Annotated in this window: 22 protein-coding genes; 12 read left to right on the top strand and 10 right to left on the bottom strand. The window is 64.2% G+C overall.

All coding sequences use genetic code 11. From position 1 onward, the window contains the following. Positions 1-10 precede the first annotated feature (10 nt). Both SPO_RS16080 and SPO_RS23345 read right to left on the bottom strand, forming a co-directional pair. Positions 11-1,012 carry a DUF2125 domain-containing protein gene (locus SPO_RS16080; RefSeq protein ID WP_044029352.1) on the bottom strand — a complete coding sequence of 334 codons (1,002 nt, stop codon included), beginning with the start codon at positions 1,010-1,012 and terminating at the stop codon, positions 11-13. 34 nt (positions 1,013-1,046) lie between these two features. Next, positions 1,047-1,184, bottom strand: coding sequence for a hypothetical protein (locus SPO_RS23345; protein WP_230981815.1), 138 nt, complete (start codon positions 1,182-1,184; stop codon positions 1,047-1,049). Here SPO_RS23345 and SPO_RS16075 point away from each other — a divergent pair. The 3 genes from SPO_RS16075 (at position 1,132) to SPO_RS16065 (ending at position 5,164) form a co-directional block, all read left to right on the top strand. Further along, complete coding sequence (locus SPO_RS16075; RefSeq protein WP_230981810.1) at positions 1,132-1,608, top strand: gamma-glutamylcyclotransferase; 477 nt, start codon at positions 1,132-1,134, stop codon at positions 1,606-1,608. The two genes, SPO_RS23345 and SPO_RS16075, sit on opposite strands and share 53 nt — an antisense overlap. Positions 1,609-1,678: 70 nt before the next feature. Next, positions 1,679-2,860, top strand: a complete 1,182-nt coding sequence (locus SPO_RS16070; protein WP_011048862.1) for a hypothetical protein — start codon at positions 1,679-1,681, stop codon at positions 2,858-2,860. A 3-nt stretch (positions 2,861-2,863) separates the two neighbouring features. Next, a complete protein-coding gene (locus SPO_RS16065; RefSeq protein WP_011048861.1) occupies positions 2,864-5,164 on the top strand; it encodes a peptidoglycan -binding protein in 2,301 nt (766 codons plus the stop codon). Positions 5,165-5,166: 2 nt separating this feature from the next. On the opposite strand, the gene SPO_RS16060 is transcribed toward SPO_RS16065, so the two are convergent. The 3 genes from SPO_RS16060 to gloB all read right to left on the bottom strand — a co-directional run bounded on the left by SPO_RS16060 (position 5,167) and on the right by gloB (position 9,395). Next, a complete protein-coding gene (locus SPO_RS16060) occupies positions 5,167-6,126 on the bottom strand; it encodes a M23 family metallopeptidase (protein WP_044028678.1) in 960 nt (319 codons plus the stop codon). Beyond that, positions 6,126-8,453, bottom strand: a complete 2,328-nt coding sequence (gene clpA, locus SPO_RS16055) for an ATP-dependent Clp protease ATP-binding subunit ClpA (RefSeq protein WP_011048859.1) — start codon at positions 8,451-8,453, stop codon at positions 6,126-6,128. Before clpA ends, SPO_RS16060 begins: the two co-directional genes overlap by 1 nt. 174 nt (positions 8,454-8,627) lie before the next feature. Continuing rightward, positions 8,628-9,395 (bottom strand): hydroxyacylglutathione hydrolase, encoded by a 768-nt coding sequence (gene gloB / locus SPO_RS16050; RefSeq protein ID WP_011048858.1) that lies wholly within the window; start codon positions 9,393-9,395, stop codon positions 8,628-8,630. Between the two features lie 60 nt (positions 9,396-9,455). On the opposite strand from gloB, the gene SPO_RS16045 reads away from it, so the two are divergent. After that, complete coding sequence (locus SPO_RS16045) at positions 9,456-10,208, top strand: class I SAM-dependent methyltransferase (RefSeq protein ID WP_011048857.1); 753 nt, start codon at positions 9,456-9,458, stop codon at positions 10,206-10,208. Positions 10,209-10,216: 8 nt separating this feature from the next. Here SPO_RS16045 and SPO_RS16040 read toward each other — a convergent pair whose 3' ends face one another. Beyond that, positions 10,217-11,152: a hypothetical protein gene (locus SPO_RS16040; protein ID WP_144084023.1), complete on the bottom strand. Its 936-nt coding sequence runs from the start codon at positions 11,150-11,152 to the stop codon at positions 10,217-10,219. Positions 11,153-11,570: 418 nt separating this feature from the next. Here SPO_RS16040 and SPO_RS16035 point away from each other — a divergent pair, with 418 nt between their 5' ends. The 6 genes from SPO_RS16035 to SPO_RS16010 all read left to right on the top strand — a co-directional run bounded on the left by SPO_RS16035 (position 11,571) and on the right by SPO_RS16010 (position 16,904). After that, positions 11,571-12,131 (top strand): F0F1 ATP synthase subunit delta, encoded by a 561-nt coding sequence (locus SPO_RS16035; RefSeq protein ID WP_011048855.1) that lies wholly within the window; start codon positions 11,571-11,573, stop codon positions 12,129-12,131. Beyond that, entirely contained in the window at positions 12,132-13,670 is a 1,539-nt protein-coding gene (gene atpA / locus SPO_RS16030) for a F0F1 ATP synthase subunit alpha (RefSeq protein WP_011048854.1), read from the top strand. It abuts the gene before it with no gap. A gap of 12 nt (positions 13,671-13,682) precedes the next feature. Continuing rightward, positions 13,683-14,558 (top strand): F0F1 ATP synthase subunit gamma, encoded by an 876-nt coding sequence (locus tag SPO_RS16025; protein ID WP_011048853.1) that lies wholly within the window; start codon positions 13,683-13,685, stop codon positions 14,556-14,558. Between the two features lie 19 nt (positions 14,559-14,577). Beyond that, positions 14,578-16,002 (top strand): F0F1 ATP synthase subunit beta, encoded by a 1,425-nt coding sequence (gene atpD, locus SPO_RS16020; RefSeq protein WP_011048852.1) that lies wholly within the window; start codon positions 14,578-14,580, stop codon positions 16,000-16,002. Positions 16,003-16,014: 12 nt separating this feature from the next. Beyond that, positions 16,015-16,425: a F0F1 ATP synthase subunit epsilon gene (locus SPO_RS16015; RefSeq protein WP_011048851.1), complete on the top strand. Its 411-nt coding sequence runs from the start codon at positions 16,015-16,017 to the stop codon at positions 16,423-16,425. A gap of 128 nt (positions 16,426-16,553) precedes the next feature. Beyond that, entirely contained in the window at positions 16,554-16,904 is a 351-nt protein-coding gene (locus SPO_RS16010) for an H-type lectin domain-containing protein (RefSeq protein ID WP_044028674.1), read from the top strand. Positions 16,905-16,986: 82 nt separating this feature from the next. Here the strand turns inward: SPO_RS16010 and SPO_RS16005 are convergent, their stop codons facing one another. After that, the gene (locus SPO_RS16005) at positions 16,987-18,006 is read right to left on the bottom strand and encodes a ribose-phosphate pyrophosphokinase (RefSeq protein WP_011048849.1); all 1,020 of its coding nucleotides are present in this window, start codon (positions 18,004-18,006) and stop codon (positions 16,987-16,989) included. A gap of 107 nt (positions 18,007-18,113) precedes the next feature. On the opposite strand from SPO_RS16005, the gene SPO_RS16000 reads away from it, so the two are divergent. Further along, the gene (locus SPO_RS16000) at positions 18,114-18,716 is read left to right on the top strand and encodes a 2-hydroxychromene-2-carboxylate isomerase (protein WP_011048848.1); all 603 of its coding nucleotides are present in this window, start codon (positions 18,114-18,116) and stop codon (positions 18,714-18,716) included. Next, positions 18,713-19,531 carry an alpha/beta fold hydrolase gene (locus SPO_RS15995; RefSeq protein WP_011048847.1) on the top strand — a complete coding sequence of 273 codons (819 nt, stop codon included), beginning with the start codon at positions 18,713-18,715 and terminating at the stop codon, positions 19,529-19,531. The genes SPO_RS16000 and SPO_RS15995 overlap by 4 nt, the downstream gene beginning before the upstream one ends. Before the next feature lie 88 nt (positions 19,532-19,619). Here SPO_RS15995 and SPO_RS15990 read toward each other — a convergent pair whose 3' ends face one another. Genes SPO_RS15990 through SPO_RS15980 form a run of 3 tightly spaced genes read right to left on the bottom strand, consistent with a single transcriptional unit; the run spans position 19,620 to position 22,056 of the window. After that, positions 19,620-20,657 (bottom strand): threonine aldolase family protein, encoded by a 1,038-nt coding sequence (locus SPO_RS15990; RefSeq protein ID WP_011048846.1) that lies wholly within the window; start codon positions 20,655-20,657, stop codon positions 19,620-19,622. Next, entirely contained in the window at positions 20,657-21,127 is a 471-nt protein-coding gene (locus tag SPO_RS15985; RefSeq protein ID WP_011048845.1) for a YcgN family cysteine cluster protein, read from the bottom strand. The genes SPO_RS15990 and SPO_RS15985 overlap by 1 nt, the downstream gene beginning before the upstream one ends. After that, positions 21,124-22,056, bottom strand: a complete 933-nt coding sequence (locus SPO_RS15980) for a bifunctional riboflavin kinase/FAD synthetase (protein ID WP_011048844.1) — start codon at positions 22,054-22,056, stop codon at positions 21,124-21,126. The genes SPO_RS15985 and SPO_RS15980 overlap by 4 nt, the downstream gene beginning before the upstream one ends. Between the last annotated feature and the right edge of the window lies 1 nt (position 22,057).

Below are 22,057 nucleotides of genomic sequence, written 5' to 3'. Positions count from 1 at the left end.
TGCTGACCCTTTAGCGCAGGATGATGCGCGGTGCCGGGCCCAGCGGGATCGGGCCCAGCGTCACATAGCCCTTGCGAAAGCCCAGTTCCAAATCCAGCGCATCCGGATTGCCGCCCAACCCCGCAAGCATGTTCAGGACACGGGTCAGCGGCTCGGCGGCCTGATCGGGCAGGGCGCCTGCTTGCTGTGCCATCGCCACCATCTCGCGCCAGTTCTCGGCCTTCAGTGCCACCGATCCGGTGGGGATGCCGTATTCGTCGACGCTGACCTTGCCGGCGGCGAACAGGCGCAATTCACCCCAAGCGGCTTCGGCCAGCGAGAGGTCGATTTCGACCGGTTGCGGGCGGCGTTCTTCCAGCGCGGCGCGGTCCCAGGGGCGGTCGAAGGTCATCGCCATCGAGATCTCGGCCCGTTCGAAACTGCGTGGCAGGCCCTCGGCCCCGCCCATGGCGCGGCGCAGGTCGCGGCCCGGGGCCAGATCGCTGAGTTCGGCGTGGAACAGATAGGTCTCGGGCTGGTCCTGCTGGGTCATCGACAGGGTCAGCGCATCGGCGTCGGCCAGAACCGCGCCATCACGGGTCACCGACCATTCGCCCGCGCTCAGCCCCATGGTGCGCAGTTCCAGCGCCACCCCCGGCGCCAGGTCCAGATCGGCGCGCATCGCCTCGGCCTTGATCACCAGGGTCCGGTCGAAATACGAGAGCCGCTGCGGCGTATCGGGAAACAGCAGGCTTTGCCGTCCGGGCCAGATCGCCGGGCTTTGCAGCACCAGCCGGTCGGCCCGCCAGGCGGTGCCGGTGTCCGGGTCGGCCAGCGCCGGAGCCTCGATTTCGATGCGATGACGCAGCGGATAACCCGACAGGCCGGCCTCGGTAAAATCAGCTTGCCAGCCGCGCGCGGCCTGGGTTTCGAACCAGGTCACGACCGAGCCGCGCAGGCCGAACCCCGCAACCGCCCAATAGCCCGACCAGATCACCGCCGCCAGCAGCGCCACCCGCACCAGGTTCAACATCGCCTGCCCCTTTTGTCTCTGCTCGTTTTCCTGTTTATAGGCCGAAACGGGCAAGGACCAGCATGATGACGATGTGGGTATTCGGATACGGATCTTTGATGTGGAACCCGGGTTTTCCGGTGGCGCGGCGCGAGTTGGCGACGCTGAGCGGCTGGTCGCGCTCTTTCTGCATGAGTTCGATCCATCATCGCGGCACCGAGGAAAAACCGGGGCTGGTGCTGGCGCTTGACGCCGTGCACAACGCCCGGTGCCGCGGCATCGCCTTTGCGGTCGAACCGGGCCACGAGGCGCGCACCCTGGACGAGCTGCGCGAACGCGAGCTGATCTCCTCGGCCTATCTGGAGCGCGAGCTGGAGATCGACCTGGATATCGGCGAGCGGGTGTGCGCGGTAACCTATGTCATCGACCCCCATCACGAGCAGTATTGCGGCGGCATGCCGCTGGAGCGGCAGGCCCAGATCATCGCCACCGCCATCGGCGGGCGCGGCCCCAATACCGAGTATCTGTACAACACCGCCGCGCATCTGGCCGAAATCGGTCTGGGCGACCCCGATCTTGACTGGCTTTCCGCCCGGGTGCGCGAAATTACCTCATAAACCCTTGGCGTTGGGCCTCTCTTTTCGATAGGTTCGGGCCAGAGCAGTCAAGGGTTCAGGAACGCCGCGCATGGCCCAGCCAGACCGAGAAGCGAGGCCTCAGTTCTCGCACCCGACCCGCCAGATCCTGACGATGCTGATCGTCATCGGCCTGTCGGGTTTTGGCGTATTTGTCGCCATGCCCCGCGTCTTGCCGGTGTTTCAGGCCAATCCATATCTGAACGGGTTCATCCTGCTGGTCTTCATCATCGGCGTGCTGGCCTGTTTCTGGCAGGTGGTGCAGCTGATCGGCTCGGTCCGCTGGATCGAGGACTTCGCCGCCGGGCAAGAACGCGAGGATACCACGCCACCCTCGATGCTGGCACCGCTGGCCTCGCTGCTGCGTTCGCGTGCGGCGCGGATGCAGATCTCGTCCAGTTCGACCCGCTCGATCCTCGACTCGGTGGCCGAGCGGATCGAAGAAGAGCGCGAGATCACCCGCTATATCACCAATGTGCTGATTTATCTGGGCCTTCTGGGCACGTTCTTTGGGCTGGCGACCACCATTCCCGCGGTGGTGGACACCATCCGCAGCCTCAATCCGCAAGAGGGCGAAGAGGGGCTTGCCGTCTTCAACCGGCTGATGACCGGGCTTGAGGCGCAGTTGGGTGGCATGGGCACCGCCTTTGGCTCGTCGCTGTTGGGTCTGGCGGGGTCGCTGATCGTGGGGTTGCTGGAGCTGTTCACCGGCCACGGCCAGAACCGGTTCTATCGCGAACTGGAAGAGTGGCTGTCGACCATCACCCGCGTCGGCTTCTCCTCGGGCGAGGAGGGGCACTCGGAAAGTGGTGCCATTGCCGGGGTGATCGACACGATGGTCGAGCAGATGGACGCGCTGCACGCCATGTTCGCCGCCTCGGAAGAGGGCCGCGCCGAGATCAGCGGCAAGCTGGGGGCGCTGGTCGAGACCATCGCCGAGATGAACCAGCGTCAGGCCGAGACCGAGGATGTGACCGCCGCGCTTGACCGGGTGGCGGCGGGGCAGGAGACGCTGATCGATTTCCTGCGAGAACAGGGCGCCCATGACGGGATTGACGCCGAAAGCCGGATGCGGCTGCGCTCGATCGACGTGCAGATGTTGCGCATCCTCGAAGAGATTTCGGCAGGCCGGCAGGAAAGCATGGCCGAGCTGCGCAAGGATATCGAGCTTTTGGCCAAGGCGCTGTCGGTTCCGCGCCGTCCGTTGCGCGGTGTCACCCGCGACGAGGGCTGATCCATGGCCCTGTCACGCCGCACCGGACACAGGTTTCAGGGGTCGGTCTGGCCGGGTTTCGTGGATGCGATGACCGGCCTTCTGATGGTGCTGACCTTTGTGCTGACCATCTTCATGGTGGTGCAGTTCGTGCTGCGCGAGACCATTTCCGGGCAAGAGGACGAGCTGGACGCGCTGGCCGGCGAGGTCGGGCGGCTGGCGCAGGCGCTGGGCCTTGAGGAGCGCGCCAACAGCCAGCTGCAGGCACGTCTGGGCGCGCTCAATGCCACGCTCAACGACACCCAGGACGATCTGAGCCAGGCGCAGGCGCTGATCGCCGCGCTGACGGTCGAACGCGACCGCAGCCGTGCCGCGCTGGACGAGGCCGCGACCCGCATCACCGCGTTCGAGGCGCAGGTGGCCGCCCTGCTGGCCGACCGCGACCGGGCGCTGGGCGATGTGGCGGCGCTCGAGGACGAGCGGGGAAGGCTGCTCTCGCAGCAGGAGGCGCTGAACCTGGCACTGGCACAGGCGCGTGACGAGATCGACGACCGGGCCGAGGCCGCAAGGCTGGCCGCCGCTCGGCGCGAGGCGCTGGAGGCGATGATCGCCGATCTGCGCCGCTCGGGAGAAGAGAATGCCGCGCAGATCGGCACACTGAAACAGCAGCTGAGCGAGGAAGAAGCCGCCCGCCTGGCCGAAGCCGCCGCTGCCCAGGCGCTGCGGGAAAAGCTGGAAAATGCCGATGCGGAACTGACCGCAATGACCCTGGCGCTGGAGGCGCAGCGGCGTGAGGCCGAGGATACGCTGACCCTGCTGGCGGCGGCGGATGCCGCGCGCGAGCAGCTGAATGCGAAACTGGCCGAGGCGCTGGATCAGATCGAAGCAGCCCGCGCCCAGGCGCGCGAACGCGACGAACTGGCCGAACGTCTGACCCGGGTGCTGGGACAGATGGAGGTGGCCCGGTCCGAGGATGCCGCGCGGGTCAGCGCGCTCGAGGCCGAGCTGGACCGCATCCGCGCCGAAGGGGGCGAGACCCGCGCCGCGCTGGCCGCAGCGCGCGCGCATGCGGAAGAAACGCAAAGCGCGCTTGAGGCGGCCCTGGCCCAGCAACGCGCCGCCACCGTGGCGACCCGATCGCAATACCAGGACGAGCTGGATCGGCTGCAATCGGAACATGCCGCCGCCCGCGCGGCGCTTGAGGCGGAACTGGCCAAGGCCCGCGCCGAGGCCGACACCACCCGCACCGATCTGGAGGCGCGCCTGGCGCGCGGCGAGGCCGAGGCGGCCAGCGTCCGCGCCGGGCTGGAGGCTGAACTGGCGCGTGCGCGTGCCGACCTGAGTGCCGCCCGCGCCGCCGCCGATTCTACCGCCGAAGATCGCGCCTCGGTCGAGGCGCGGCTGCTGATGGCGCTGGAATCGCTGGAACGTGCACAGGCCGCCGCCTCGGATAACGAGGTGCTGCAGCGGCGCCTGCTGGCGGCGCTTGATGCGCAGACCGAAGCGGAAAGCAGTGCCGCCCGCCAGCGCAGCCTGGCCGAGGAACGCGCCGCGCTGCTGGCGCAGGCCCGTGCGGCGTTGAGCGAGGAGCAGGCGGTTTCGACCGAGGCGCAACGCCAGACCGCGCTGTTGAACCAGCAGGTCGCGGCCCTGCGCAACCAGTTGGGCAGCCTTCAGGCGCTGCTGGATGATTACAAGGCCCGCAACGCCTCTGCCGAAGTGCAGTTGCAAAGCCTGGGCCAGGACCTGAACGCCGCGCTTGCCCGTGCCGCCTCTGAAGAGCGCAAGCGCCGCCTGCTGGAAGAGGCCGAGCGCAAGCGGCTCGAGGAAGAGGCCCGCGTGCTGGCCGAGCAGGCCAAGGATCTGGAACGCTATCGCTCGGAATTCTTCGGGCGGCTGCGGGACGTGCTGGGCAATCAGGAGGGCGTGCGGATCGAGGGTGATCGCTTCGTGTTCTCGTCCGAGGTGCTGTTTGACCCGGGCAGTGCCGATCTCTCGCCCGAGGGGCAGTTCGAGATCGCCAAGGTGGCCCGCATCCTGCGCGCCATCGCCGCCGATATCCCGCCCGAGATCAACTGGGTGATCCGGGTCGATGGTCATACCGACAACGTGCCGCTGCTGGGCACCGGTAAATATGCCGATAACTGGGAGCTGAGCCAGGGCCGGGCGCTGTCGGTGGTGCGTTACATGGTCGAATCCCTTGGCCTGCCGCCCGACCGGCTGTCGGCCAACGGCTTCGGCGAGTACCAGCCGGTCAATCCGGCCGACACCGCCGAGGCGCGGGCGCAGAACCGGCGGATCGAGCTGAAACTGACCGAAAAATAGGGTTAATCCACCGTCACGGTGGCGTTGGTGCGGTCGATCTCGACCCCGCCGCGCATCAGGATCGCGCTGCCTTCATAGGTTCCGCCCGGCCATGAAGCGCCTTTCAGGCGTCGGCCCGCCGCGCGAAAGAACCGGGCCTGGGTGCGCTCCAGCTCCATATCCTGTTGCAACAGCTGCCCCTTGGGCCCCTCGATGGACAGTCGCAGGATGTCGCCAGCCTGCCCGCCAAAGGCGAGGATGAAGAAGACCAGCGCGCCGGCATCGGCGGGCAGGCTGGCGCGGGCAGCGGTGCCATCCTGCACCTGTACATAGTCGGGAACCGCATCGGCAAAGCCCGCGTCGATCATCCCGCCGGGGTCGTAATCGGGCGCTGCGCGCCAGAGACTGCCCGCGTCCGCACCGCATTGTGCCGTCTCGCCGGTGTCGAAGGGATCGATCACCGCGCCGTTGTGGCGCACCGACAGATGCACATGCGGAAACTGGGCCTTGCCGCTGATTCCGACCTGACCCAGAACCGTGCCGCTTTGCACCCGGTCGCCCTTGCGCACCCGGACCGAGCCCTGTTTGAGGTGGCAATACTGGGTTTCCCAGCCGTCTTCGTGGCGAACCACCACGCCGTTGCCGCATTCCCGGCCTTTGACCTCGGCGGCATTTTCGGGGCCATAGATGCGGTCGACGACCCCATCGCGCATGCCGGTCACGATACCGGGGGCCGAGGCCAGCACGTCGACGCCCGCGCGCATCTGCGCCAGCGTGGCGAGCGAGAAATCGGTGCCCTTGTGCCCATCATAGCTGAGCCCGCCACAGGTAAAGTCACGTGCGCCTGTGTCCGGGTCGCGGTCGACATACTGCTGGATATGGCAGGTCTCGCCCAGGGTGCAGGCGATGGGCAGGTCCAGAACGGGATCGCTCGCCGCGGGCAAGGCGGCGAGCGAGAGAAGGAGCGTAAGCCCCAGGCGCATCAATCGGCGGTCAGCAGCGGCGGCCTGTCGCCAGAAATCCGCGGCCGGTCGGGGCCGTCGATCTGCAACACCAGCTCTCCGGCCTTGACGCTGACCCGGACGACACCGCCCTTGGCAAGCTTGCCGAACAGCAGTTCCTCGGCCAGCGGCTTCTTGATGTGTTCCTGGATCACCCGGCCCAGCGGGCGGGCGCCCATCTTGTCGTCATAGCCCTTGTCGGCCAGCCATTCGGCGGCCTGCGGAGTCAGTTCGATATGCACATGACGGTCCATCAGCTGGGCCTCCAGTTGCAGCACGAACTTCTCGACCACCTGCAGAATGACCTCCTTGGGCAGCGGCGCGAACGAGATCACCGCGTCCAGACGATTGCGGAACTCGGGCGTGAAGGTCCGCTCGATAGCGGCGGTATCCTCGCCCTCGCGCCGGTCGCGGCCAAAACCGATGGCCGATTTCGCCTGTTCTGCGGCGCCCGCGTTCGAGGTCATGATCAGCACCACGTTGCGGAAGTTCACCGTGCGCCCGTTATGGTCGGTCAGCTGGCCGTGATCCATCACCTGCAACAGGATGTTGTAGACATCCGGATGCGCCTTCTCCATCTCGTCCAGCAACAGCACGCAATGGGGATGCTGATCGACCCCGTCTGTCAACAGCCCGCCCTGGTCAAAGCCGACATAGCCCGGAGGCGCGCCGATCAGACGGCTGACGGCGTGTTTCTCCATGTATTCCGACATGTCGAAACGCAGCAGTTCCACGCCCAGCGTTTCTGCAAGCTGTTTGGCCACCTCGGTCTTGCCGACACCGGTGGGACCGGCGAACAGGTAGTTGCCGATGGGCTTTTCAGGCTCGCGCAGCCCGGCGCGCGCCAGTTTGATGGCGCTCGACAGGGCCTCGATCGCCTTGTCCTGGCCGAAGACCACCCGTTTCAGGCTGGCTTCGAGATCTTTGAGAACCTCGGCATCGTCCTTGGTGACGTTCTTGGGCGGAATGCGGGCGATCTTGGCCACCACGGCCTCGATCTCCTTGACGCCGATGGTCTTGCGCCGCTTGCTTTCGGCGACCAGATGCTGCGCCGCGCCGGCCTCGTCGATCACGTCGATCGCCTTGTCGGGCAGCTTGCGGTCGTTGATGTAGCGCGCGCTGAGTTCCACCGCCGACTTGATCGCATCGGCGGTATAGCGCACTTCGTGATGCTCCTCAAAATAGGGTTTCAGCCCTTTCAGGATCTTGACGCTGTCCTCGACCGTGGGTTCGTTCACATCGATCTTCTGGAACCGGCGGCTGAGCGCGCGGTCCTTCTCGAAATGCTGGCGGAACTCCTTGTAGGTGGTCGACCCCATGGTGCGCAGCTTGCCGCCCTGCAACGCGGGTTTGAGCAGGTTCGAGGCGTCCATCGCCCCACCCGAGGTGGCCCCGGCGCCGATCACGGTATGGATCTCGTCGATGAACAGCACCGCGTCGGGGTGATCCTCAAGCTCGTTGACCACGGCCTTGAGCCGTTCTTCGAAATCGCCGCGATAGCGGGTGCCCGCCAGCAGCGCGCCCATGTCGAGCGAATAGATCGTGGTCTTTGACAGCACCTCGGGGATTTCGCCAGCGACGATCTTGCGCGCCAGGCCCTCGGCGATAGCGGTCTTGCCAACGCCGGGATCGCCCACCAGAAGCGGGTTGTTCTTGCGGCGGCGGCAGAGGACCTGAATGCAACGCTCGACCTCGTGATCGCGCCCGATCAGCGGGTCGATATCGCCGGCGCGCGACTTGGCGTTCAGGTTCACGCAATACTTGGACAGCGCGCTTTCTTTCTGCTCGCCGTCGCCAGAGGGCGCGCTCGATGTCTCTTCCTCGCCATGTTCGGCGCCGGTCACGGGTCGGTTCTCGCCAAAGGCGGGATCCTTGGCGACACCATGGGCGATGAAGTTGACCGCATCATAGCGGGTCATGTCCTGTTCCTGCAGGAAATAAGCGGCGTTGGATTCCCGCTCGGCAAAGATCGCGACCAGCACGTTGGCGCCTGTCACCTCGGTCCGGCCCGAGCTTTGTACATGGATCGCGGCGCGCTGGATCACGCGCTGGAACGCGGCGGTCGGGACCGCCTCGGACCCGTCGATATCGGTGACGAGGTTCGACAGATCCTCGTCGACGAATTCCACCAGAGTGTCGCGCAATTCCTTCAGATCGACGCTACAGGCCTGCATCACCCGAACCGCGTCGGGTTCGTCCAGCAGCGCCAGCAGCAGATGCTCCAGCGTGGCGAATTCGTGGCGCCGTTCGTTTGCAGCCGCCAGGGCGGCGTGAATGGCCTGCTCAAGTGTGCTCGAGAATGAAGGCACAGGCGTGCTCCTCTGTCTTGGGTCGGGAGGGGGCCGAGTAGCGGTCGGACCCCACATCCAACCATGTGCTCATAGTATTAGAGTTTGGTTGATGTGTGCGGCTCTTCAAGGGTTTTCTTGCCTTTGCCGCTCACATTTATGGTGACAGGTGGCGCGAATGTTGCATTTGCGGCATCAGAAGTGGTCCTTGCGGGCGCGGATTTCCGCAAAGACACGGGCGGGATCGGCCCCTTGCATGCCCAGAAGGCTCTGGATACCGGGATCGGCTGCGCGCAGGAAGGGGTTGGTGGACTTTTCCAGCGACAGCAGGCTGGGGACGGTTGGCCGCCCCTCGGCCCTTGCCTGATCTATCTCTGCGGCGCGGGTTTTCAAGGCCGCGTTATCCGGATCGACGCTCAGGGCGAAACGGGCGTTGGACTGGGTGTATTCGTGGCCGCTGCACACCAGGGTGTCGTCGGGCAGGGCGGCCAGCTTCGACAGGCTGGCCCACATCTGGTCCGGCGTGCCCTCGAACAGGCGGCCACAGCCCAGCGCCATCAGGCTGTCGGCGGTAAACACCGCCTTGCCGGTCGGCAGGTGGAACGCGATATGCCCGACCGTGTGGCCCGAGACATCCAGGACCTCGACCGGGGCGCCGCCAAGGTCGAACCGGTCGCCTTCGGACACGGCCAGATCGAGCGGGGGCAGGCGATGCGCATCGGCCTCGGCCCCGATCACGGTGGGTTTGTAGCGGTCGCGCAGCGCCGCGAGCCCGTCGACATGATCCCAGTGGTGATGGGTCAGCCAGACCTGATCCAGCGACCAGCCGCGCCGGTCCAGCTCGGACTGGATCGGGGCCGCCTCGGGCGCGTCGACCAGCGCGGTCTTGCCAGCGTCTGCGTCATGTATCAGATAGGCGTAATTGTCGCTGAGGCACGGGACCGTCACGATCTCAAGGGGCATGGTCTTTTGGCCTTTCATTGCTAGACTGCCCCAGCCAAACAGATCGGGCGAGCGGCTGCAATGCATCTGGACGTGCAGGACCTGAGGAATTTCTATTACCGCAGCACGCTGGGGCGGGCGGCGCAGGCGGCCGTGCGCGGCCGGCTGCTGGAGATCTGGCCCGAGGCCAAGGGTCAGACCGTTGCTGGCTTCGGCTTTGCGGTGCCGCTGCTCAGGCCCTATCTGACCCAGGCGCGCCGGGTGATCGGCCTGATGCCCGGCCCACAGGGTGTCATGCACTGGCCTGCCGGCATGGCCAATGTCTCGGTCCTGTGCGAGGAGACGCTGTGGCCGATCGAGACCGGCCATGTGGACCGGCTGGTGGTGATGCACGGGCTCGAGACCTCGGAACATCCGACACAGGTGCTGGATGAATGCTGGCGGGTGCTGGGGCCGGGGGGGCGGGCGATCTTTGTGGTGCCGAACCGGGCCGGGCTGTGGTCACGCTCGGACAAGACGCCGTTCGGCTTTGGCCGCCCCTATACGCTGGGCCAGCTGGAAACCCAGCTGCGCAAGCACCAGTTCCTGCCCGAATTCCACTGTTCGGCCCTGTATCAGCCGCCCTCGTTCAAACGCTTCTGGCTGAAATCGGGCGCCCTGATCGAGCGGACGGGCACCCGGCTGCCCACCATCATGGCGGGGGGCGTGTTCATGGTCGAGGTCAGCAAGCAGACCAATCCGCAAAAGGGCAACATGATCCGCGCCAAGACCCCCGGCCGCATCCGGGTGCTGGAAGGGCTGTCCAATCCGATGCCCGAACCGGCCAGCCCGTAGCGTCAAAATCAGTAGCGGATCAAGATTTGACGTTCGATTGCCAGGTTGCTGGTCACGGTCGGCGGCTCTCTGACGTAATCCCATTCCCTGAACTCGCCGCTTTCACCTTCATGCGTAAAGTCGATTTCCCCGCGTTGCCCCAGGTGGAAATCGGCAATCGGCACCATCCCCAAAGCCTCCCAATCGTGATAGTAGCTGCTTTCCAGCTCTTCCAGAGAATACTCAACCTCGTCCGGGATATAAACCAAGGTCAGTTCGTGCTCTTCTTCGAAGGAGCAGCACGCATCGCGAGGATAAGAAACGAAAGTTGAATAGACCGGCAACAAGGTTCCACTTTCCCCCTCGGGAAACTGCACGTCCAGCACGTCGTTTTTGTCCATGGAAAAACTGCCCCGGACAGAGCCGTCTTCAAAGAGCTCCTCGCTGGCACCGGGGGTGTAGATCAGGCGGACGGTATCCGCTTCCTCGGCGTCAGCATCGGCACCATCGGTGGTGCTGATGTTTTGGCCAAGCCCGGTGACAACGGTGTCCGCTCCTCCGCTTCCCATCAGAATAGAAAATTCACTGGTTGTGTCCGGGTCGATATAGACCGTCTCGTCGGCTTCGCTGCCTTGGTACACCCTCGCGTCACCATCTTCGTCCAGCGCCTCGACGTCAATCTGCACTGGCTCTTCATTTCCGGTGACAACGGTCAGACCGTTTTCCTGGATCAGGGAGGGGGTGCCGTCTTCTTCCTCGATCGGGGGCGGAACATCTCCATCAGCGATTTCTTCGTGGCTATCGTCATCGCTGCTGATCACCGTTGCGATGGCGGCGACTCCAAGAGCCGCGAATAAAATAGTTCCAAGCACTAGCGTTCCCCGGTTGAGTAACAAGTAATAACAAGCGGTAAGATTGCAAAAAAAATATATGCTGTCCATATGAGGTAACAGTTGCAGCCGCACCGCTGCGCGCACCTCTCCTGCGCAGGGCAGCCAGCCTGCCCAATTCGAATCCCGAAGTCGGCGCAGGCGGGCTCGCAGTGCAGCGTAGATCCGGGCCTGTGCGGTCAGGAGGGGGTGTAATCATCGTGGCGGCGAAGGGCCGTTTGAACCCCGTTCCGCGTCACAGGAATCGCGAAAAGCTGCAATCGGGTAACATTTTTCAAGCACTTATCGGGGTCCAAAGGGTCGCAGTTCAGGTAACGCATTGAAAACACATGATTTGGGTGCGAGACCGTTATCGCTATACTATATTGCGACACTGGGACTGCTCTGCTACATCCCCCCTGATTTTGATGACCTGCCGCCAGGGCGGGGTATCTTCACGCCCCCGGGGTCGCGCGCCACGCGCGTTCGGGGCCAAAATATCGGAAGGGTGGACGTGTCCGAACCAGCTTCGATTTCCGCAGGCATCGCCCAGCGCTATGCCACCGCGATCTTTGCGATCGCGCAAGACAATAATGACCTCAAGGGGCTGGAAACCGGCATCAACGATCTGACCGCCGCCCTGGGTGAAAGCGCCGATCTGCGTAGCCTGATCGCCTCGCCCCTGGTCTCGCGCGCCGAACAGGAGGCCGCGATCACCGCGGTCGCCAAAAAGATGAAACTGAACCCGGTTCTGGCCAATGCGCTGAGCCTGATGGCGCAGAAACGGCGCCTGTTCGTTCTGCCGCAGCTGCTGACCGCCCTGCGCGACGCGCTGGCAGAGGCCCGCGGCGAAGTCACGGCCGAGGTCGCTTCGGCCAAGGCGCTGACCAAGACCCAGATCGAAAAGCTGACCAAGACGCTGAGCGAAAAGGTCGGCAAGTCGGTCACCATCAATGCGACCGTGGATGAAAGCCTCATCGGCGGTCTTGTCGTCAAAGTTGGCTCGAAGATGATCGACAGTTCGATCCGCTCCAAGCTCAACTCCCTCCAGAATGCAATGAAAGAGGTCGGATAAATGGGTATCCAAGCTGCAGAGATTTCTGCAATCCTGAAGGACCAGATCAAGAATTTTGGTCAGGAAGCAGAAGTGGCCGAAATCGGTCGCGTGCTGAGCGTCGGCGACGGTATCGCCCGCGTTTACGGCCTCGACAATGTTCAGGCCGGTGAAATGGTCGAATTCCCGGGCGGCATCATGGGGATGGCGCTGAACCTGGAAAACGACAACGTCGGCGTCGTGATCTTCGGCTCGGACCGGGACATCAAGGAAGGCGACACCGTCAAGCGCACCAACTCGATCGTGGACGTGCCGCAGGGCGACGAGCTGCTGGGTCGCGTGGTCGACGGTCTGGGTAACCCGATCGACGGCAAAGGCCCGATCAATGCCAAGCTGCGCGGTGTTGCCGACGTCAAGGCGCCCGGCATCATCCCGCGTAAATCGGTGCACGAGCCGATGGCGACCGGCCTCAAGGCCGTCGACTCGATGATCCCGATCGGCCGTGGCCAGCGCGAGCTGATCATTGGCGACCGCCAGACCGGCAAGACCGCAATCGCGCTCGACACCATCCTGAACCAGAAATCCTATAACGACGCCGCCGGCGACGACGAGAGCAAGAAGCTCTACTGCGTCTACGTGGCGATCGGTCAGAAGCGTTCGACCGTGGCCCAGCTGGTCAAGAAGCTGGAAGAGAACGGCGCGATGGAATACTCCATCGTCGTGGCCGCCACCGCATCCGACCCTGCGCCGATGCAGTTCCTGGCGCCTTATGCCGCAACCGCGATGGCCGAGTATTTCCGCGACAACGGCCGTCACGCGCTGATCATCTACGATGACCTGTCCAAACAGGCCGTGGCCTATCGTCAGATGTCGCTGCTGCTGCGCCGTCCGCCGGGACGTGAAGCCTATCCGGGCGACGTTTTCTACCTGCACTCGCGGCTGCTGGAACGTTCGGCCAAGCTGAACGAAGACTTTGGCGCCGGTTCGCTGACCGCTCTGCCCGTCATCGAAACCCAGGGCGGCGACGTGTCGGCCTTTATCCCGACCAACGTGATCTCGATCACCGACGGCCAGATCTTCCTGGAAACCGAACTGTTCTATCAGGGCATCCGCCCCGCCGTGAACACCGGTCTGTCGGTGTCGCGTGTGGGCTCCTCGGCCCAGACCAAGGCGATGTCGAGCGTGGCAGGCCCGGTGAAACTGTCGCTGGCCCAGTATCGCGAGATGGCGGCATTCGCCCAGTTCGGTTCCGACCTCGACGCCGCGACCCAGCAGCTGCTGAACCGTGGTGCGCGTCTGACCGAGCTGATGAAACAGCCGCAGTATTCGCCCCTGACCAACGCTGAAATCGTCTGCGTCATCTTCGCCGGTACCAACGGTTACCTCGACAAGGTCGCGCTGGCCGATGTCGGCCGCTGGGAGGCAGGTCTGCTCCAGCATCTGCGCGGCAAACATGCCGAGCTGCTGGCCTGGATCACCAACGAAGATCCCAAGATCAAGGACGATGCTGCTGGTCGGGTCAAGGCTGCGCTGGACGAATACGCCGCAACCTTCGCGTAAGGAGAGGCGTCGATGCCCAATCTCAAGGACCTAAAAAACAGGATCGCGTCGGTCAAATCGACCCGCAAGATCACCAAGGCCATGCAGATGGTCGCGGCGGCAAAGCTCCGCCGCGCCCAGGAATCTGCCGAAGCGGCCCGCCCCTATGCCGAACGGTTCAATGCCGTGATGGCAGGGCTGGCGGCCTCGGTCGGGGGCAGCGACAGCGCCCCCTTGCTGCTCCGTGGTACGGGCAGCGATCAGGTTCACCTGCTGGTCGTCATGACGGCCGAACGCGGCCTGTGCGGCGGGTTCAACTCGAACATCGCCAAACTGGCCCGCGTCCGCGCAAATGAACTGCTGGCCAAGGGCAAGACGGTCAAGATTTTGACCGTCGGCAAGAAGGGCCGCGATGCAATGAAGCGTGACTTTGCCGCCAATATGGTGGGTCACGTGGACCTGAGCGGTATCAAGGCTCTTGGCTATGCCAATGCTCAGGACATCGCTCGCGACGTTCTGGGCCGGTTCGATGCCGGTGAATTCGACGTTGCCACGATCTTCTATGCGAAGTTCCAGAACGTCGTGACCCAGCTGCCGACCGCGCAACAGATCATCCCGGCGGCCTTCGAGGCCGAAGGGGAGAGCGACGAAGTTGCGCTGTTTGACTACGAGCCGAGCGAAGAGGCCATTCTGGCCGACCTGCTGCCGCGCGGCGTGGCGACGCAGATCTTTTCGGCGCTGCTGGAAAACGGGGCCTCGGAACAGGGCGCCCGGATGTCGGCGATGGACAACGCGACCCGCAACGCGGGCGAGATGATCGACAAGCTGACCATCGAATTCAACCGCTCGCGTCAGGCCGTCATCACCAACGAGCTGATCGAAATCATTTCCGGCGCCGAGGCGCTGTAAGAAAATCCGGAGACGAAACATGGCGAATGCAAAAGGCAAAGTCACGCAGATCATCGGGGCCGTCGTCGACGTCCAGTTCGATGATGCCCTGCCTGAAATTCTGAACGCGCTGGAAACCGAAAACAACGGCAAGCGTCTGGTGCTCGAAGTTGCGCAGCACCTGGGCGAGAACACCGTCCGCACCATCGCAATGGACGCGACCGAAGGTCTGGTCCGTGGCGCGGTCGTGACCGATACCGGCGGCCCGATCTCGGTGCCGGTGGGCGCAGCCACCCTGGGCCGCATCCTGAACGTGATCGGCGAACCGGTGGACGAAAAGGGCCCGGTGAACGCCACCGAGACCCGTGCCATCCACCAGCCCGCACCCTCGTTTGACGAACAGTCGACCTCGTCGGACATCCTGGTCACCGGCATCAAGGTGATCGACCTGCTGGCCCCCTATTCCAAGGGCGGCAAGATCGGCCTGTTCGGCGGCGCCGGCGTGGGCAAGACCGTTCTGATCATGGAACTGATCAACAACATCGCCAAGGTGCACTCGGGCTACTCGGTGTTCGCCGGTGTGGGTGAACGGACCCGTGAGGGCAACGACCTCTACCACGAGATGATCGAATCCAACGTGATCAAGCTCGAGAACCTGGAAGAATCGCAGGTGGCCCTGGTTTACGGCCAGATGAACGAGCCTCCGGGAGCCCGTGCCCGCGTTGCGCTGACCGGTCTGACCCTGGCCGAGCAGTTCCGCGACCAGTCCGGCACCGACGTTCTGTTCTTCGTGGACAACATCTTCCGCTTCACCCAGGCCGGTTCCGAGGTGTCCGCACTTCTGGGCCGTATCCCTTCAGCCGTGGGTTACCAGCCGACGCTGGCCACCGACATGGGTGCGATGCAGGAACGCATCACCTCGACCAAGGCAGGCTCGATCACCTCGATCCAGGCCGTCTACGTTCCCGCGGACGACCTTACCGACCCCGCGCCCGCAACCACCTTTGCGCACCTCGACGCAACCACGGTTCTGTCGCGTGCGATCTCGGAACTGGGTATCTACCCGGCTGTGGACCCGCTCGACTCGTCGAGCCGGATCCTCGATCCGCAGGTTGTCGGTGAAGAGCATTATCAGGTTGCCCGTGACGTTCAGGGTATCCTTCAGCGCTACAAGTCGCTGCAGGACATCATCGCCATTCTCGGCATGGACGAACTGAGCGAAGAGGACAAGCTGACCGTGGCCCGCGCCCGGAAAATCCAGCGTTTCCTCAGCCAGCCCTTCGACGTGGCGAAAGTGTTCACCGGCTCGGACGGTGTGCAGGTTCCGCTGGAAGACACCATCTCGTCGTTCAAGGCGGTTGTGGCCGGTGAATACGACCACCTGCCCGAAGGCGCCTTCTACATGGTTGGCGGCATCGACGAAGTGATCGCCAAAGCCGAGCGGATGGCCGCAGAAGCCGCCTAAGGAGTATCCCTGATGGCAAACACGATGCAATTCGACCTCGTCAGCCCGGAGCGACTTCTTGCGTCGCTTCAGGTCAGCGCGGTCCAGATTCCCGGCGCGGACGGGGACATGACGGCAATGCCCGATCATGCCCCCACCATCACCACGCTGCGTCCCGGGGTGCTGAAGGTCGAAGGACCCGAAGGCACCAGCGAATATCTGGTCACGGGCGGCTTTGCCCAGATCGGCGCCGACAGCCTGTCGGTGCTGGCCGAGAAAGCCATCCCTGTGACCGAGGTAACGCGGGCGCATCTGGACGAACTGATCGCCGAGGCCCGTTCCTCGCATGAGGCCGCCAAAGGGCAGGAGCATACCAGCGTTGTGGATGACGCTGCCAAGCTGTTGGCTGATATGGAGGCCCTGGGCACGCATATGGGGCTCTGAGCCTCGCGCGCGCAGTCCAGAAAACGGGGGCCAGCCGGGCAACGGGCTGGCCCTTTTTGCGTCATGTTTTGGCCGAACTGGCCTTGTAGAGACGTAGGCAAACAAGGAATTTGTGCGGGTTTCGAGCCATGAAGCTGTTTTCTTCCCATCCGGTCGCCATCCAGCAAGGCGATGAGGCGATGTTCTCGGATTTCGAGAATGGCGGTGATATGTGGACCGGTTCGGGCAGCCGTGAAAGGCGCAAGCCAGTCCTGTTCGAGCAGACGTTCCGCTCTACCCCGGTGGTGATGGTCACTATTTCGCTATGGGATGTGGATACCAGCGCGGCGGTACGGGCCGAAGTCAAGGCCGAGAATGTCACGCCGGAAGGTTTTGAGTTGGTGTTTCGTACCTGGGCCGATACCCGCGTCGCCCGCCTGCGGCTGGGCTGGACCGCGATCGGCGACATGCGCAACGAAGATGATTGGGACGTGATCTGATCCCTTGCGGTGGCCCCAGAAAATTCGTCGAATTTTCTGGGGCGCTCGCCGATTGCCGGTTCAGTTGAACCGGCAATCGGCATCAGTCCATGTGATAGAGAGATTCGTAGATCGGCCGCAGGGTCTTGTCCTCGAACAGGGACGAGACCGACGTTCCGTTCCAGATATTCAGGATCGCCTGGGTAAAGATCGGCGCGGTCGGTACCACGCGGATATTCGGGGCGGCCAGGATCTCGGGTGTCGGCTGGATGGAATCCGTGATCACCAGCGACTTCATCACCGAATTGCTGACCCGTTCGACAGCCGGCCCGCTCATCACCCCGTGCGAGATATAAGAGTGGACCTCGCGCGCGCCATTGTCGAGCAGCACCTGCGCTGCTTTGCAAAGGGTTCCGGCGGTGTCGCAGATATCATCGACGATCAGGCAGATCTTGTCGGTCACATCGCCGATCACCGTCATCTCGGCCACTTCGCCCGGCTTTTCCCGGCGCTTGTCCACGATCGACAGCGGCGCGTTGATCCGCTTGGCCAATTCGCGCGCCCGCGCCACGCCGCCCACATCCGGCGACACCACCATCAGGTCCGACATCTGCTGTTTGAACTGGGTCTGCACGTCCAGTGCAAAGATCGGCGAGGCATAGAGGTTGTCGACCGGAATGTCGAAAAAGCCCTGAATCTGGGCCGCGTGCAGATCCATGGTCAGGATCCGCTCGATCCCGGCGCCGGTCAGCATATTGGCGACCAGTTTGGCACTGATCGGGGTGCGCGCCTTGGTGCGGCGATCTTGGCGAGCATAGCCGAAATAGGGGATCACCGCGGTAATCCGGCTGGCCGAGGACCGGCGCAGCGCATCGGCGATGATCAGCAGCTCCATCAGGTTGTCATTGGCCGGGTTCGACGTCGGCTGGATGATGAACATGTCCTCGCCGCGGACATTCTCGAACACTTCGACGAATATCTCGCCGTCGTTGAACCGCTCGACCCGGGCGTCGACCAGCCCCTGGTCGACCCCGCGATAGAGGCTCATCCGGCGGGCAATGGAGCGGGCAAGCGGAAGATTGGCGTTCCCAGCGATCAGCTTGGGCTCGGTGAGTGACGGCATGACGATTATCCCCAGGCAGCACTGTCTGTTGTGACAGATTCGTGATGTTGACACCGCTTATCATGGGCGTACGGTCCCGCAAAGCGCAGGCAGTGGAGAAAACGAATATGGCCGATATCGACTACTTTTTTGCGACACTTTCCCCGTTCTCCTATCTCGCCGGGCAGCGTCTGGAAGAGATCGCCACCCGCCACGGGGCCACGATCGCCTACAAGCCGGTGGATATCATGGCGCTGTTTGCCCGCACCGGCGGGGTGCCGCCAAAGGATCGGCATCCCTCGCGCATCGAATACCGGGCACAGGAGTTGCAGCGCCAGACGCGCAAAACCGGTCTGCCGCTCAACATGAAACCGGCATTCTGGCCCACCAATGCTGCCCCTTCCTCATACGCGATCATCGCGGCGGGGCGGGCCGGGGGCGGCGACCTTGGCGCGCTGTGTCATGGCATTTTGCGCGCCTGCTGGGCCGAGGAGCGCGATATCGCCCAGGACGAGGTGATCCGCGATTGTCTGGCCCAGGCCGGCTTCGATCCGGGGCTGGCCGACAGCGGTCTGCTGGCGGGTGCTGAAACCTATAGCGCCAACCTGGAAGAAGCGGTCGAACGCGGTGTCTTCGGCGCCCCGTTCTATATCACCGCTGACGGGCAGCGGTTCTGGGGCCAGGATCGGCTCGACGATCTCGACGCCCATCTGGCGGAGATGAAAGGGTGAGGGCGGCGCAGGCCCTGCCGCAAACCGCTCATGTCAGCCATTTTGGCCATGGTCCGCGCCTGGTGCTGGCGCTGCATTGCACCATCGCCCATTCAGGCGCCTGGAAGGGGCTGACACGCATCTTGGGGGAGGAGGCGCAATTTACCGCGCCCGACATGCTCAGTCACGGTCGCAGCCCGGACTGGGACGGGCAGGGTTGTTTTCAGGACCGTATCCTGGGCATTGCCAGGACCTGCCTGACCGAGGCTCCGATGGATGTGATCGGCCATTCCTTCGGCGCCACGGTGGCGCTGCGTCTGGCGGTTGAACACCCCGAGCGGGTGCGCAGCCTGACCCTGATCGAGCCGGTCTTTTTTGCTGTGGCGCGCCAGGACGCGCCCGAGTTGATCGACAGCCATGCCAGTGATGCGCAACCCTATCTCGATGCGCTTGCCGCCGGGGATCATGCGCTTGCCGCGCGACTGTTCAACCGGATGTGGAGCACCGCCGATAGCCCGCGCTGGCCCGACCTGCCCGAAGCCACTCGTGCCGCCATGATACGCGGCATCCATGTGGTGCCGACGATGGATGCGGCATTGTTTGACGATACCGCCGGGTTGCTGGCGCCGGGCCGGCTTGACCGCGCGGCCATGCCGGTGCTGCTGCTGCGGGGCGCATTGACCCATCCGGTGATGCAGGCGATCTCGATGGGCCTCCAGCGCCGCTTGCCCGATGCCGTCGAAATGGTGATCGAGGGCGCCGGCCACATGCTGCCGATCACCCACCCCGACGAGACAGCGGCCCATATCCGCGCGCTCTGGTCGCGGACAGGCTGAGCACGCCCTTTCATTTCGCTAAAAATACTCCGGGGGAGGTGACAAAATTCTACGAATTTTGCACCGGGGCAGCGCCCCTTGCACCCCCTCAGAGCAGTGACAGGAAGCGGTCGATCTGGTCGGTTCCGATGGACCAGTCGCAGACCATGCGGCAGGCCAGCATTTCGTCCTCGTTCGCGCCTTCCAGCTCGGCCCCCCACAGGTGATAGGACGCACCCGCACCCATCAGGCGCCGATGGATCGCACGCGGGAAACTGGCAAAGACGATATTGGCCTGCGGTTCGTGCAGGAACTCGGCCCCGGCCGCCCGCAACCCCTCGGCCAGGCGGGCGCAATTGTCATTGGCCCGACGCGCCGAGCGCAGCCAGAGGTCATCGCTCAGATAGGCCAGCATCTGCGCCGACAGGTAGCGGTGTTTCGAGAACAGATGCGCGCCGCGCTTGCGGCGCAGCTCGAATTCCCAGGCATGTTTCGGGTCGAAGAAGATCACCGCCTCGACGCCCATGCAGCCATTCTTGGTGCCGCCAAAGCTGACCGCGTCAACGCCGGCCTTCCAGGTCATCTCGGCGGGCGAGGCGTTGAGCGCGACCAGCGCATTGGCAAAGCGGGCGCCGTCCAGATGCACCGGCAGGCCGTACGCCTTGGCCACCGCGCAAAGCGCCTGCAATTCGGCGATGGAATAGACGCCGCCGCGTTCGGTCACCTGGGTGATCGAGACCGGGCCGCGCTGTGGCCCGTGCACGCCACGGGTCTCTTCGCCCGTAATCGAGGCGCGTAGCGCCTCGGGCGTCATCCGGTCGCCGCCGGGCACAAGCGTCAGCTTGGCGCCGCCCGAATAGAATTCGGGCGCGTTGCACTCGTCCTCGTGGATATGGGCCACGGGTGAGCAAAAGATCGTCTGCCAGGGCTGTGACAAGGTGGCCAGCGCAAGCGAGTTGGCCGCTGTCCCGGTTGCCACCAGATAGACCGCCGCGTCTGGCGCCTCGAAAATTCGACGAATTTTCTCCTGCACCGCCTGCATCTGCGTATCCGCCCCATAGGCCATGGCATATCCCTGGTTGGCGTCAGTCAGGCCCGCAAGGATCTCGGGGTGGACGGGACCGGAGTTGTCAGAGGCAAAGAACATCAGATCGGCTCCTCGATGATATGGTCTTCCCAGTCTTCTTCGGGGGTTTCAAACTCGGATACGGTGATGCCGCGCACCGAGACGCCCGCGCGGTGCACGCTCTCGGGGTCGCCCGAGATCAGCGGGTGCCAGTCGTAAAGCGGCTTACCCTCCCACAGCAGCCGATAGGCGCAGGTGCGGGGCATCCAATAGGCGTGGCTGTCCAGATTGTCGGGCGTCAGCACGATGCAATCGGGCACGAACTGGTGCCGGATCGGGTATTGCGTGCAATGGCAGCTCTCGTCATCCAGAAGCCGGCAGGCGACCCGGGTCAGCTCGACCTCGCCGGTATCCTCGTCCTCGAGCTTGTTCAGGCAGCATTTGCCGCAGCCGTCGCACAGCGCCTCCCATTCGGTCTTGTTCAGCCGCGCCAGCGGCTTGCGCTCCCAGAAACGCGGGCGCAGCCCGTTGCGCTCGATTGGATCCGTCATGGCGCCGCCAGGATATCGCGGGCGCGGGCGCAATCGGCGTCCATCTGCGCGATAAGGGCGTCGAGCCCGTCAAAGGTCATCTCCGGGCGCAGATACTCAACCAGCCCGACGCTCAGCGTGGCGCCGTAAAGATCGCCGGAGAAGTCGAACAGAAAGGTTTCGATATTGGGCCGCTCGCCGTTGAACATCGGTCGCACACCCACCGAGGCGGCACCGTGATAGCTGCCCTTGTGCGGCCCATCGAGCACATCGACCAGCACCGCATAGACGCCGAACCGGGGCGGGTGCAGCCCGTCGATCGACATATTGGCAGTGGGAAAGCCTAGTTCGCGCCCGCGCTGCTCGCCGCCGATCACCTCGCCCTCGATCCGGTGCCAATGGCCCAGCATCGCGGCGGCGTCGCGCGGGCGGCCCTCGCTTAGCGCGGTACGGATCGCGGTTGACGAGATCACGCGTTCGGTCTGCTCCAGGAGCGGCGCAATGGTGACGCCGAACCCCATCTGCTGCCCGAACCGCACCATGTCGGCGGCGTTGCCGCTGCGGCCCTTGCCGAAGCAGAAATCGGCACCGATCACCACATGTTTCAGACCCAGCCCGTCGCAGATCACCCCGCGTGCGAAGCCTTCGGGCGTCAACCCGGCGAGCGCTGCGTTGAAAGGCAGTTCATAGAGCCGCTCGACCCCCAGCTTTTCCAGCCGGTGCGCCCGCGCCGGGCCGCGCATCAGGCGAAAGGGCGGGCTGTCGGGGGCGAAATACTCGCGCGGATGCGGTTCGAAGGTCATCACCCCCAGCGGCACATCGGGTGCGGCCTGCCGGGCCAGCTCGATCACCGAGCGATGCCCGATATGCACACCGTCGAAATTGCCGATGGCGACGCTGGCGCCCCGGTCTGCGGGTTCAAGAAATCTGTAGTCGCGGATGATACGCATG

The organism is Ruegeria pomeroyi DSS-3 (genome assembly GCF_000011965.2).
In the GTDB taxonomy this organism is placed as follows: domain Bacteria; phylum Pseudomonadota; class Alphaproteobacteria; order Rhodobacterales; family Rhodobacteraceae; genus Ruegeria_B; species Ruegeria_B pomeroyi.
The sequence above is the reverse complement of the archived record's forward strand: the minus strand, read 5'-3'. Positions and strand labels throughout refer to the sequence as shown.